Source organism: Atopomonas hussainii, assembly GCF_900109735.1.
GTDB lineage: Bacteria > Pseudomonadota > Gammaproteobacteria > Pseudomonadales > Pseudomonadaceae > Atopomonas > Atopomonas hussainii.
In genome coordinates this window covers 215,199-228,661 of the sequence record NZ_FOAS01000004.1, presented here as the reverse complement: position 1 = coordinate 228,661, position 13,463 = coordinate 215,199, and the positions used below count along the sequence as shown (strand labels likewise).

The window sequence follows — 13,463 nt, the reverse complement described above, 5'->3', positions numbered from 1 at the left end:
CATACGGGCACACATCCTCTGGGTGTTGTGCCCGTTGTTGTTTTTACTGCCCGCGACCTGTGTGGTCGCCTGCCGCAGTACTCTGAGATTTTCACTGGATACGTCATGACTGATATCAGCCTGCCCGAGCAATACGACCTGCAAACGGCCAACCTCAAGGTGCCGCCGCATTCCATCGAAGCGGAACAAGCGGTGCTCGGCGGCTTGATGTTGGACAACAATGCCTACGAGCGCATCGCCGATGCGGTGTCGGAAGGCGACTTTTACCGTCACGATCACCGGCTGATCTACCGTGCGATTTTTCAGCTCGCCGAGCAGTCGCAGCCGTTCGACGTGGTCACCCTGTCGGAAAAGCTCGACAACGCCGGCGTGCTCAGCCAAGTCGGTGGCTTGGCCTATTTGGGCGAACTAGCGCGCAATATTCCCTCGGTCGCCAACATCAAGGCCTACGCCAGCATCATTCGTGAGCGCGCCACCTTGCGCCAGTTGATCGGCGTGAGCACCGATATCGCCGACAACGCGTTTAACCCTGAGGGGCGTGGCGCCAGCGAGATTTTGGACGAAGCCGAGCGGAAGATTTTTGAAATCGCCGAAGCGCGTCCAAAAACCGGCGGCCCACAGCATGTAAACCAACTGCTGACCAAAGCTATTGACCGTATCGACGAGCTGTTTAACAGCGACGGCGCGATCACCGGGATCTCCACCGGTTTTACCGACCTCGACGGCATGACCAACGGCCTGCAAGCGGCTGACTTGGTGATTGTCGCGGGGCGTCCGTCGATGGGTAAAACCACCTTCGCGATGAACTTGGTAGAAAATGCCGTGCTGCGCAGCGACAAGGCCGTGCTGGTGTATTCGCTAGAAATGCCCGCCGAATCGCTGGTGATGCGTATGCTCTCGTCGTTGGGGCGCATCGACCAAACCAAGGTGCGTAGTGGTCAGCTAGAAGACGACGATTGGCCGCGTTTAACCTCAGCAGTCAACTTGCTTAACGAGCGCAAACTGCTGATCGACGACACCGCCGGTATCTCACCATCGGAAATGCGCGCCCGCACCCGCCGCGTGGTGCGCGAGCAGGGCGAGATCGCGATGATCATGATCGACTACCTGCAGCTGATGCGTATTCCCGGTAGCTCCGGCGATAACCGCACCAACGAGATCTCTGAGATCTCCCGCTCGCTAAAAGCTTTGGCGAAAGAATTTAACTGCCCGGTGATTGCTCTGTCGCAGCTCAACCGCTCGCTGGAGCAGCGCCCCAACAAACGCCCGGTGAACTCCGACTTGCGTGAATCCGGCGCGATCGAGCAGGACGCCGACGTGATCATGTTCGTCTACCGCGACGAGGTGTATCACCCAGAAACCGAGTTCAAAGGCGTGGCAGAAATCATCATCGGCAAGCAGCGTAACGGCCCGATTGGCACCTGCCGCTTGGCCTTCTTGGGCAAGTACACCCGCTTTGAAAACCTCGCCCCCGGCAGCTATGCCGACTACGGGGACGACTGATGCGACCGATCTACGCGCAGATTGATTTAGCTGCACTGGCGCATAACTTCGGCGTGGCGCGGCGTTGCTGCGCGCCGGACAAAAAACTCTTCGCCGTGGTGAAAGCTAACGCCTACGGCCACGGCGTAGAGGCCGCAGTGAGCGCCCTGCAAGAGGCCGATGGCTTTGCCGTGTGCTCGCTGGAAGAAGCCGCCCCCGTGCGCGCCTTGGCGCACCCCGAACAGCGCATCTTGCTGCTGGAAGGCGTATTTCAAGCGCAGGAATACCTGCAAGCCGCGCAGTGGCAGTTGGATGTGGTGATTCATCACCCGCAACAGGCGCAGTGGCTGCTCGGCCAAGAGTTGGCGGCACCGTTGAACGTGTGGCTTAAGCTCGATAGCGGCATGCACCGTTTGGGTTTAAGCCCGGCAGAACTAGCCGAGGTGTATGCGCAGCTTAACGGCGCGCCGCAAGTGGCCGAGCTGAACTTGCTCAGTCATTTGGCCTGCGCCGATGAGCGCGGTCACGAACTGAATGAAGCGCAGTTGGAAGCGTTTTTAGATCAGCTGCCCGAGCGTGAGTTTAAACACTTATCGCTGGCTAACTCGGCCGCGCTAATGACCTTGCCGGCCATGCATATGGACTGGCTGCGCCCGGGCCTCATGCTCTACGGCGCATCGCCTTGCGCGGGCTTATCCGCCCAAGAGTTAGGCCTCACGGCGGTAATGAGCCTACGCAGCGAAGTGCTTGCCGTGCGCAACGTCGAGGCCGGCGCAAGCATCGGCTACGGCGCTAGTTGGCTGGCTGAAAAGCCCGCACGTATCGCCACCATCGCCTGCGGTTATGCCGATGGTTATCCGCGCCATGCGCCGGCCGGCACGCCAGTGCTCATCGATGGTCAGCGCGCGTCGCTGGTGGGGCGCGTATCGATGGACTTGATCACCGTGGATGTCAGCGACCTGCCCGCAGTGGCAGTCGGCACGCCGGTAGAGTTATGGGGCGCGCAACTGCCGGTGGATGAGGTAGCAGAGCACGCCGGCACCCTCAGCTACGAGCTGCTTAGCCAAGTTATCGCACGGGTGCCACGACGTTACTAAGCGCGAGGGTTAATCGCGCAGGCCTTTGGGGGCTTGTAAGGTGTCCACATAACTCACGGCCGGGCGTTGGATGCTGCTTTGCTCAGCAATAGCGAGGCCGGCGCGGCCTTGTTGCTTAACGCGGTACAGCGCTTTGTCCGCTGCGCGGTAAAGGTGGTCGAAGTTGCTGGCGTGCTGCGGATACCACGCCAAGCCAATGCTGGGGGTTACGCGTAGCTCCTCGTTGTCGTAATGCATCACGTTGGCCAGTGTGCCGAGCAGCCGGTTGGCCAATTCTTCGGCTTGTTGCGGGGCATCATCGCCGCTGAGTAATACGGCAAATTCGTCGCCGCCCAAGCGGGCCAGGGTGTCTTCGTGGCGCACGCTGCGGCGCATGCGTTCGGCAATCGTGCTGAGCACCATGTCGCCGGCATCGTGGCCGTGCTCATCATTGATCGGTTTGAAGTTGTCCAAATCAATCACCAGCATGGCCAAAGGCTCAAGGTGGCGCTGCGCGTGGGCGAAGGCCTCGTCGGCGCGGGCCAATAGGTAGCGGCGGTTGGGCAGTTGGGTGAGCGGGTCTAAAAAGGCCACGGCTTTGAGTTCTTCTTCGCTGTCGCGCAGGCGCTGGTTAGCGGTTTCCAGCTCGGCGGTGCGTTCGGCAACGGCGCGCTCGAGGCGCTCTTGGGTTTCGGCAAATAGCTGTAGGCGAGCGCTTTTCTCTTGGTTGGCCAGCTCCAGGGCGTGGCTTTTTTCCTGTTTGAGTAGCTGAATGCGGTAGGCCAAGGCGAAGCTGAATAGAATGGTTTCGAACGCCACCGACAGCGGGAAGATGTACGCGGTGTTGTCGTTGGGCTGCACAATGCCCAAGGCGCGCAGAATCAGCACCACCATGCTGCTGAGCACAAAGCCGTAGCCAATCAAATACAGCAGGCCCGGGTAGAAGCCTTGCCGCCAGCGAATAAACGCGGCAATCAAGGCCGCCGGAATGCTGGTCAAAATCAAGAAGCCGATCATCGCCGCGGCAAGCCAGCGGTAGCCGAGGCCGTCGATCGCTATGGCGAGCACGTACACCACAATGCCAAAGGTCAGCACATGGTGCGCCAGGCGCACGTAGCGACGCGTTTGCAGCAGGGCTTGGGTAAATGCGCTGGCGCATAAACCCCAGATGGACGGCACCACCACGCGGTCGAAATACCACGGTACTGGCGCACCGGGCCATAGGTACTGAAAGCCGTGACCGCTCATGCTCATGATGAAAATCAGCGCGCTGCCGGTGGCCATCACGTACCAAAAATACGCCCAGTCGCGCAGCGAGATCAGCACGAACAGGTTGTACAGCAGCAAGGCCAGAATGGTGCCGTAGATTAGGCCAAGGCCGATGTTCTCGTCGGCGCGCAGGTTTTCGAGGTCTTGGCTTTGCCAGAGCTTGAGCGGGAAGGAGTTGCCGGCGGGGTCGTAGGTGCGCAGGTAAATGCTGTACGGCGCATCGAGCTTGGGTAGATACACCGCCGGGCGGCGGTAGTTAAGGTCGCGGCCTTGAGCGAAGGCCACGGTTTGCCCTGATGGGCGCGGCTGATAAACGCCGTTGGCATCGGGCAAGTAGAAGACTAAATCGTGCAGGGTGACGGCGCCGACGACCAAGAGCCAGTCGTGCGTTTGGCCGCGCGGGTCGATGTCGATGCGTAGCCACCAATGCGAGGGGCTGCCGCCTACGCTGGTTTTGCCGTCGGCCGGCTGAAAGGGTTGCTCACGCGCTTGGGCCAGCGTCCAGCTGCGACTGCGATCTTCGCTGAGCCACAGTTGCCCGTTGAGTTCCTGACCGCTAACGGCGTGTTGCAGCGCAATGCTCGCCGCCTGTGCGATAGGCAGGTAGCTCAGCAGCAAGATCCCCAGCAGGCACAAGCGTGCCCAAGTGTTTTGGTGCATTCCCTGGTCAGGGCGTACAACGCCTGCCTCGGTGTGTTGTTATTGTTTGGAGTATAGGCGCTGTATATCGCCGAAAAAACCGTGATTTATTGGAGTAATTTACTCAGGTATTGATCAAAATTTGCGCTATTTTGCGGTAGACTACGCGCCCTCAATTTTGACCCGAGTCATGTTTCATGCCTGCGATGCCCGCCGCCAAAGCCTTGTTTGACTACCCCAAGTACTGGGCTGAGTGCTTTGGGGCGGCGCCGTTTATGCCCATGAGCCGCGCCGAAATGGATCTGCTCGGCTGGGATAGCTGCGACATCATCATCGTCACCGGCGATGCCTATGTGGATCATCCGTCGTTTGGTATGGCGATTATTGGCCGCCTGCTCGAGGCACAAGGTTTTCGCGTCGGCATCATTGCCCAGCCAGACTGGCAGAACAAAGACGACTTCATGAAGCTCGGCAAGCCCAACCTGTTTTACGGGGTGGCTGCCGGCAATATGGACTCGATGATCAATCGCTACACCGCCGATCGCAAAATCCGCTCCGACGATGCCTACACCCCCGGCGGCGAAGCGGGCAAGCGGCCTGATCGCGCCAGCTTGGTGTATGCCCAGCGTTGCCGCGAAGCCTATAAAGACGTACCCGTGGTGCTTGGCGGCATCGAAGCTTCGCTGCGCCGCATCGCCCACTACGACTATTGGCAAGACAAAGTGCGCCGCTCGATTTTGGTCGATGCCAAGGCCGATATCCTGCTCTACGGCAACGCCGAGCGCGCGATTGTCGAGATTGCCCAGCGCTTGTCGCGTGGTGAGGACATCGCACAGATCACCGATATTCGCGGCACTGCGTTTATCCGCCGCGACACGCCCGAAGGCTGGTTCGAGATCGACTCCACGCGCATCGACCGTCCCGGCAAAATCGACAAGATCATCAACCCCTATGTGAACACCCAAGACACCGCCGCCTGCGCTATCGAGCAAGGCAAAGGCGAGCCGGCGGAAGACCCGCAGGCCGCTAAGGTGGTGCAACTGTTGCCGCACCCGCGCCTAGAGCGCGACAAAACCGTGATTCGCCTGCCCAGTTACGACAAGGTAAAGAGCGACGCGGTGCTCTACGCCCACGCCAACCGCGTGCTGCACTTAGAGACCAACCCCGGCAACGCGCGTGCTTTAGTGCAGCTGCATGGCGATCACGAAGTGTGGATCAACCCGCCGCCGATCCCGCTGAGCATGGAGGAGATGGACTACATCTTCGGCCTGCCGTACGCCCGTGTGCCGCACCCGGCTTACGAGGGCGCGCGCATTCCCGCCTACGAGATGATTCGCTTCTCGGTCAACATCATGCGCGGCTGTTTTGGTGGCTGTACTTTCTGCTCGATCACCGAACACGAAGGGCGGATTATTCAGAACCGCTCGCACGACTCGATCATCCGTGAGATCGAAGAAATCCGCGACAAAGTGCCGGGCTTCACCGGGGTGATTTCCGACCTCGGCGGGCCGACCGCCAACATGTACCGCATCGCCTGCAAAAGCCCGGAGATCGAGGTCGCGTGCCGTAAGCCGTCATGCGTGTTCCCCGGCATTTGCGACAACCTCAACACCGACCACTCGGCGCTGATCGAGCTGTACCGCGATGCCCGCGAGCTGCCGGGGGTGAAGAAGATTCTGATTGCCTCGGGCCTGCGTTATGACTTGGCCGTGGAGTCGCCGGAGTATGTCAAGGAGCTGGTCACCCACCACGTGGGCGGCTACCTGAAGATTGCCCCGGAGCACACCGAAGAAGGCCCGCTGACCAAGATGATGAAGCCGGGCATCGGCAGCTATGACCGCTTCAAGCAGATGTTCGAGAAGTACAGTAAAGAGGCGGGCAAAGAGCAGTACCTGATCCCCTACTTTATTGCCGCGCACCCCGGCACCACCGACGAGGACATGATGAACCTCGCCCTGTGGTTGAAGCGCAACGGCTTCCGCGCCGACCAAGTGCAAGCGTTTTATCCCTCGCCGATGGCCACCGCCACGGCCATGTACCACACGGGTAAAAATCCGCTGCGCAAGGTGACGTACAAGAGCGAAGGCGTGGATATCGTCAAAGGCGAGCGCCGTCGTCGTCTGCACAAGGCTTTCTTGCGTTATCACGACCCGAAAAACTGGCCGATGCTGCGCGAAGCGCTCACCGCCATGGGCCGTGCGGACTTGATCGGCAATGGCAAACACCAGCTGATCCCCACCTTCCAGCCCAATACCGAAGGCGGTTATCAGAGCGCACGACGGAAAAACTCCACACCCGTTGGCAGCAAGAAAGAGAGCGGCAAAAAGCCCGGCGGCAAATTGCTCACCCAGCACACCGGCCTGCCACCGCGTTCGTTGGAAGACTCGCCCAAGCGCAAACCCGCTGGTAAAGGCGGCAAGCCCGCCGGCGGTGCGCGCAAACCGCGCGCCGGTGGCAAGCCGCGCAGCCGCTAATTCATGCCCGCGTTACACGCCTTTGCGTTAGGCCAGCTGCTGTTGCTGCTGGCCTTGCTGTGGCCTGCCGCTTCGCAAGGCGTGGCGGCGCGCTGCTTTTGGTTGCTGTTATTGGCGCTCAGCGCCGAAGTGCTGCGCTTGGCGCTGCCGTGGCCGGAGCTGCTGGATTGGCTGCTTACGGGCTTGCGCGCCGCCATCCCCAGCTTATTTTGGTTGTTCTGTTTAGCCACTTTTGCCGAGCGCCTGCCGCCCAAGCGCGTCTACCTCAGCGTGCTCAGTGTGGTGGTGTTGCTGCCATGGTTAGCGCGCGGGCTCAGCGAGTGGCTCGCCGCTGGTGTGGCGCTGGCTGATGGCGTGGGCTATCTGGGGCAAAGCGTCGAGTTCGTCCTGCTCGGCCATGCGCTGTGGGTGCTGGTGCGCCAATGGCGGCACGACTTGGTAGAAGCTCGGCGGCGCTGGCGGTGGTTTTTGCTTGGCAGCAGCGCGCTGTGGATTGTCTCGGTGGTGATTGCTGAACAGTTGATACCCGGTGGTGCGGCGTGGGCGCAGCAGGCCAATCAATGGCTGCTACCGGCGTGGTTGCTGGCCTGCAACATGCAATTACTGACTGCGCACACCGCTGGTTTATTTAGCCCCGTTGCTGTGCCTGTTTCGCCTAAACCTGAGCCGCAGGCTGCGCCCGAAGCGCCGCCAGAGTTAGCTCGCCTGTTGGCACAGATGCAGCAACAGCACAGCTACCGCACCGAAGGCCTAACGTTGGCCGCGCTGGCGCAACAAGTCAGCCTGCCGCAATACCGCCTGCGCCAACTGATCAACAGTGAGTTAGGTTTTCGCCACTTCAACGCTTTCTTAAACCATTACCGCATCGCCGAGGCCAAGCAGCGCTTAGCCGCCAGCGATGACGCCGCCACGCCGATTTTAAACATCGCGCTGGAGGTCGGTTTTGGCTCGCTATCTACTTTCAATAAAGCGTTTCGCGACGACGCGGGCATGACGCCCAGCGACTACCGCCGTCAGCACAACGCGCCCAATACCGTGTGATTTGCCATGAATAAAGCTCTACTGGTCGGCGCCGATCTCGCCCGCACCGATACTTGGATCCGCTACGAAAAAGGCCTGTGCAAAGGCTGCATGGCGGCTTGCTGCAACCTGCCGGTGGAGGCCCGTCTGCCAGACTTAATCCGCCTCGGCGTGGTGGACGAGTTCGAGCGCGGAGAACCGCTAAAAAACACCGCCAAGCGTTTAATGAAAGAAGGCATCGTCGAGCACTTTCAGTCGCGCACCGGCCTGTTCACCTTGGCGCGCATCAGTAATGGCGACTGCCTGTATCTGGATCAGAAAACCCGCCTGTGCACTGTGTACGACAACCGACCGGATACCTGCCGCAATCATCCCCAGATCGGCCCGCGACCGGGCTATTGCGCGTTTAAACCGCAGCCGCAGTTACGGGCGCAGGTTAAGCGGTTGGATTGAAGGGGTGGTCAGCTAGATAACAGTGTTGGCGGAACCATCTTGTTGCGCCTTCCCGGCGCGTCACTTGACTCGCTTCGCTCGCCCATCGGGCCAGCCTGCGACTGTTACTCCGCTTTGCTACGTTCATCTTGCGTGCCCAAGAAGAAAGTAACCAAAGAAGAAGGGCACCCTGTGTCCGGGTTTGGCCTGCGGCCAAACTCCCTTCGCGCCGGGCCTGCTCCACGGGTCGCGGCGAAGGGCCATCCTGGCCCATCGCCACTCGCTCGACATCCCTGTCTCGCGCCCCGCTGCGCAAACCCTCTGCTCAGCCGAACACCAAGGGGTTAGCGCCTTCGTCCGACTTGGCGTGAAGCGTATTAACATGGTGCTGTTTGTACTCCCTCTCCCGCTGGGAGACGACTGCATGGATGCAGGAGTTAGGGCGACGCAGGATGCCAAAGCCGAGGGCTGGGGTGAGGGCATTGAGCATGGTCACCAATGGTTCAGCACGCACCAATCGCCCCTTTTATCCGGCTGAGCGCAGGCTGGCTGTAGTGGGGTAAGCCGCAGGGATGCGGCGCAAGCGGCGATGGGCTAGGGATAGCCCTTCGCCGTGGCCCCGCGGAAGACTGCCGGAGCGAAGGCACTCGGCGCAGCCGAGCCGGATAGTCGGGGCGAGCGGTTTTGCGCACTTTTGCCAAGACAAAAGTGCGTCGCCCGGGAAGGGCGAAACAAGAGGGTTCTGTTTGCGCAGAAATCAGCTTGGCACATGAAGTAGCTATCAATTCATTGCTTCACCTTGGCTTGGTTCGTTTGGGGTAACGCAGCAGGCCTTGCAGCCTGCTTGCCGGGTTACGCCTTGGGCTAACCCGGCCTACGGGGCTCATGAGCCTGAGCTGAAACTCACCCGAACCCCCTCAAAACCACCTCTTTACACAAATCCGTCAGTGATTTTTCAGCTTTCCGTAAGCCACCCACACCGGCAATGACTAGGCTCGTGGCAGTCATAACAACAAGAGTGCCCCGAACATGCCCCGTTTACCCTTTTATGCCGCACCATTGGCTGTGCTGTTGCTGGCCGGTTGTGGTGAAGAGCAAGCGCCGCAAACCCACAGCGACTTCCAGAAAGACCTGCAAACCCAGCTGATTCGAGCCAAGCCCGGCGCGGTGATCGAGCTGCCTGCCGGCACCTTTCAGCTCGATCGCAGCCTGACGCTCACCGTCGATGGGGTCACTCTGCGCGGCGCGGGTATGCAGCAAACCGTGCTGTCGTTTAAGGGGCAAAAAAGCGGCGCGGAAGGCTTAACCGTGTCGGCGTCGGACTTCACCTTAGAAAACCTCGCCATTGAAGACAGCAAAGGCGATGGGGTGAAGATCACCGGCGGCAAGAACATCGTGATTCGTGGCGTGCGGGTGGAGTGGACTAACGGGCCAGACACCAAAAACGGCTCTTACGGCCTGTACCCAGTGCAAACTGAAAACACCTTGATTGAAGATTCCGTGGTGTACGCCGCTTCCGACGCGGGTATTTATGTCGGCCAGTCGCGCAATGTGGTGGTGCGTAATAACCGCGCCGAGCGCAATGTGGCTGGTATCGAGATCGAGAACACCATTGCTGCCGATGTGTACGGCAACTTAGCCACCAATAACACCGGCGGCATTTTGGTGTTCAACATGCCTAACTTGCCGCAGCCGGGGCATACCACGCGGGTGTTTGCTAACAAGGTGATCGCCAATAATCACGACAACTTCGCCCCTAAAGGCACCGTGGTGGCGAGTGTGCCGGCCGGCAGTGGGGTGCTGATTAACTCCAACGATTTTGTCGAAATCTTCGATAACGAGATTGCTGACAATAAAACCGCCAACGTGATTGTGAGCAGCTACTTCAGTGCCGGTTACGACAGCAAAGGCAAACAAGCCGACGACTTTGACCCATATCCGGAAGGCATTTTTATTCACGGCAACCGCTTTAGCGGCGGCGGTGATAGCCCCGATCACCTAGAGCTGAAAGCGCTGCGCATTGCCGAGTTTGGCTTAAACGGCAGCCTGCCGGATGTGCTCTGGGATGGCATCGTCAACCCCGCCAAACTGGTCGATGGCACGCTGCCCACTGAACTGCGCTTGTGCCTGAATAACGGCGAAGCCGGGCTGGTGAATGTCGATGCCGGCAATGGCTTTAAGTCGATTAGCACCGACGCCAGCGCACATCAGTGCAGCTTAGAGCCGCTACCCGCCGTGGTGTTGCCTGCGGTGCCGGGCGAGGCCGAGACCAACAAAGAGACCAGCCACGATGCGTAAGTGGCTTTTATTCGCGCTCAGTGGTCTGTTGGCAGCTTGCCAGCAAACCGCTGAGCCGCTGTTTATGCCGACCGGCGAGGATTACCCCGAGCAGCTCAGCGGCTGGGGCATGTTGCAGCGCTCGGGCGGGCAGTTGCAGCTGGCTAAGGGCGTGAGCCCGTACGACCTCAACACGCCGCTGTTTAGCGACTACGCGCACAAGTTGCGCACGGTGTGGCTGCCTGCCGGCACGGTCGCGGAATACGGCGACGAGCACTTTAACTATCCGGTCGGCACGGTGCTGACCAAAACCTTCTATTACCCGCTGGATGAGCAAGGTCAGCCGCTGCTGATGGATAGCGGTACCGAACTTGAGATCGCCAACAGTTTGCCGCTTAAGCGGGTGCGCTTGATGGAAACCCGCGTGCTGGTGCATCAAAAAACTGGCTGGGTGGCGCTGCCGTATGTGTGGAATGCCGAGCAAACCGAAGCGCAGCTGGAATGGATCGGCAGCGAAACACCGCTCACCGGCACTGACGCGCAGGGTAAAACCCACAGCTTTACCTATACAGTGCCCGACGCTAACCAGTGCCTAGGCTGCCACGCGCAAAACCATGTGGCTAAAGAGTTGCGCCCGCTCGGCCCCAAAGCGCGGCACTTAAATAAGGACTATCCCTACGCCAGTGGCGGGCAAAACCAGCTGGTGTATTGGCAGCAGCAGGGCTTGCTGGCTGAAGTGCCGGAGCAGGTTGCGCAGAACACTCTGTGGCCCAGCCCGCGTGCGGGCGAGGCGCTGGCGGCGCAAGCGCGCAGTTATCTGGATATCAATTGCGGGCATTGTCATAACCCTCAAGGCGCGGCACGTACCTCGGCGCTGTGGCTGGATCTCGCCACGCAAGATCCACTCAAACTCGGCCTGTGCAAAGCGCCGATTGCTGCCGGAAAGGGCACCGGCGACAGACTCGTGGCGATTGCGCCGGGGCAGGCTGCTGAGTCGATCTTAAGTTACCGCATGGCCAGCCTTGACCCCGGCGAGATGATGCCCGAGCTAGGCCGCAGTCTGGCGCATGCCGAAGGTGTGGCGCTGATCGAGCGGTGGATTAACGCCATGCCCGGCAACTGCACCGACTAGAAGCAGCCAGAGAGGGGGCGGGTAGGCCCAGCGCACGCTTTGCGCTACCATGGCGCCCCCTGTTCTTTATGATGCGGTGACGGCCATGCACTGTCCCTTTTGCGGCGCAAACGATACCAAGGTGATCGACTCACGCTTGGTGGCAGAGGGCGAGCAAGTTCGCCGTCGTCGTGAGTGCTTGGCCTGTCAGGAGCGTTTCACCACCTTCGAAACCGCCGAGCTGGTGATGCCGCGCATCATCAAGCAAGACGGCTCGCGCCAGCCCTTCGATGAAGAAAAGCTCCGCGCCGGTTTGCAGCGTGCGCTGGAAAAGCGTCCGGTGAGTGTCGAGCGCCTCGAAGAAGCCATCGCCCATATCAAGCACAAGCTGCGCGCCACCGGCGAGCGTGAGGTGAAATCGCTCACCATGGGCGAGTGGGTGATGGACGAGCTGCAGCAGCTCGATGAAGTGGCCTATATCCGTTTTGCCTCGGTGTATAAGCGCTTCCAAGACCTCAACGAATTCCGCGAAGAAATCGAGCGCCTGTCGCGCGAACCTATTAAGCGCTCATGAGTTTGTCCGATCACGCCGCCATGGCGCGCGCGCTTAAACTGGCGCGCCGTGGTTTGTATTCCACCCACCCCAATCCCCGCGTTGGCTGTGTGCTGGTGCGTGATGGCACCGTGGTGGGCGAAGGCTGGCACGTGCGTGCCGGCGAACCGCATGCCGAAGTGCACGCCCTGCGCGCCGCTGGCGAGCAAGCACGCGGCGCGACGGCGTATGTGACGCTAGAACCCTGCAGCCACCACGGCCGTACTGGCCCGTGCGCCGATGCCTTGTTGGCCGCTGGCGTGAGCCGTGTGGTGGCGGCCATGCAAGACCCGAATCCGCAAGTGGCCGGCCAAGGTTTAGCACGCTTGCGCGCCGTCGGTGTGCAGGTGGAATCCGGCCTGTTAGAGGCCGAGGCCCGCGAGCTAAACCTCGGCTTTATCAGTCGCATGGAGCGTGGCCGCCCGTTTGTGCGCGCCAAGCTCGGCATGAGTCTGGATGGCCGCACGGCCATGGCCAGCGGCGAAAGTCAGTGGATTACCGGCCCGCAAGCCCGCCAAGCGGTGCAGCGTTTGCGCGCCCAGTCGTCGCTGATTATTAGCGGCGCGGATACCGTGCTGGTCGATCAGGCGCGGCTTACCGTGCGCGCTGCTGAACTGGGTTTAGATGAAGAGCAAACCGAGCTGGCGCTGAGTCGCTCGCCGCAGCGCTTGCTCATCGACAGCCGCTTGCGCGTGCCCGTGAACGCACCGTTTTATCAAGCTGGCCCCGCGTGGCTGGCCTGTAAGGCTGGCCAGGATGCCAGCGCCTACCGCGCCGCCGGTCACACTGTGCTTGAATGCACAGATAGCCGCCCGCATATCGACCTACACGCTTTGCTGGCGCAACTCGCCGCCCTGCAAATCAATGAAGTGCTGGTGGAAGCCGGCCCGCGTTTGGCGGGGGCGTTTGCCGCCGCAGGGCTGGTGGATGAGTTTTGGCTATTCCAAGCGCCCGTGCTGCTCGGTAGCAGCGCACGGCCTTTGCTGGACTGGCCCCTTGAGCGCTTGGCCGATGGCCCGCGCTTAACCGTTATTGAGCGCCGCATGGTGGGCAACGACCAGTTGCTGATCGCGCGGCCGAGCAAGGAGTAA

At 60.6% G+C, this 13,463-nt stretch carries 10 protein-coding genes; 9 read left to right on the top strand and 1 reads right to left on the bottom strand.

What is annotated here, in order from left to right:
- The first annotated feature begins 105 nt into the window (after positions 1-105).
- Together dnaB and alr are read left to right on the top strand one after the other, a co-directional pair.
- Positions 106-1,503 carry a replicative DNA helicase gene (gene dnaB / locus BMX80_RS05530; RefSeq protein ID WP_074866068.1) on the top strand — a complete coding sequence of 466 codons (1,398 nt, stop codon included), beginning with the start codon at positions 106-108 and terminating at the stop codon, positions 1,501-1,503.
- Positions 1,503-2,579, top strand: coding sequence for an alanine racemase (alr, locus tag BMX80_RS05525; RefSeq protein ID WP_074866065.1), 1,077 nt, complete (start codon positions 1,503-1,505; stop codon positions 2,577-2,579). Before dnaB ends, alr begins: the two co-directional genes overlap by 1 nt.
- A 9-nt stretch (positions 2,580-2,588) precedes the next feature.
- Here the strand turns inward: alr and BMX80_RS05520 are convergent, their stop codons facing one another.
- Positions 2,589-4,487 (bottom strand): diguanylate cyclase, encoded by a 1,899-nt coding sequence (locus BMX80_RS05520; RefSeq protein ID WP_083394250.1) that lies wholly within the window; start codon positions 4,485-4,487, stop codon positions 2,589-2,591.
- Positions 4,488-4,672: 185 nt separating this feature from the next.
- On the opposite strand from BMX80_RS05520, the gene BMX80_RS05515 reads away from it, so the two are divergent.
- The 7 genes from BMX80_RS05515 to ribD all read left to right on the top strand — a co-directional run bounded on the left by BMX80_RS05515 (position 4,673) and on the right by ribD (position 13,463).
- The gene (locus BMX80_RS05515; RefSeq protein ID WP_074866143.1) at positions 4,673-6,940 is read left to right on the top strand and encodes a YgiQ family radical SAM protein; all 2,268 of its coding nucleotides are present in this window, start codon (positions 4,673-4,675) and stop codon (positions 6,938-6,940) included.
- Positions 6,941-6,943: 3 nt separating this feature from the next.
- Positions 6,944-7,981, top strand: a complete 1,038-nt coding sequence (locus tag BMX80_RS05510; protein ID WP_074866062.1) for a helix-turn-helix transcriptional regulator — start codon at positions 6,944-6,946, stop codon at positions 7,979-7,981.
- 6 nt (positions 7,982-7,987) lie between these two features.
- Positions 7,988-8,413, top strand: coding sequence for a YkgJ family cysteine cluster protein (locus tag BMX80_RS05505; RefSeq protein ID WP_071873278.1), 426 nt, complete (start codon positions 7,988-7,990; stop codon positions 8,411-8,413).
- Positions 8,414-9,421: 1,008 nt separating this feature from the next.
- Positions 9,422-10,690: a parallel beta-helix domain-containing protein gene (locus BMX80_RS05495; RefSeq protein ID WP_074866059.1), complete on the top strand. Its 1,269-nt coding sequence runs from the start codon at positions 9,422-9,424 to the stop codon at positions 10,688-10,690.
- Positions 10,683-11,801 (top strand): SO2930 family diheme c-type cytochrome, encoded by a 1,119-nt coding sequence (locus BMX80_RS05490; RefSeq protein WP_074866056.1) that lies wholly within the window; start codon positions 10,683-10,685, stop codon positions 11,799-11,801. Before BMX80_RS05495 ends, BMX80_RS05490 begins: the two co-directional genes overlap by 8 nt.
- Before the next feature lie 85 nt (positions 11,802-11,886).
- Positions 11,887-12,354, top strand: a complete 468-nt coding sequence (gene nrdR / locus BMX80_RS05485; protein WP_071873275.1) for a transcriptional regulator NrdR — start codon at positions 11,887-11,889, stop codon at positions 12,352-12,354.
- Positions 12,351-13,463, top strand: coding sequence for a bifunctional diaminohydroxyphosphoribosylaminopyrimidine deaminase/5-amino-6-(5-phosphoribosylamino)uracil reductase RibD (ribD, locus tag BMX80_RS05480; protein WP_074866050.1), 1,113 nt, complete (start codon positions 12,351-12,353; stop codon positions 13,461-13,463). The genes nrdR and ribD overlap by 4 nt, the downstream gene beginning before the upstream one ends.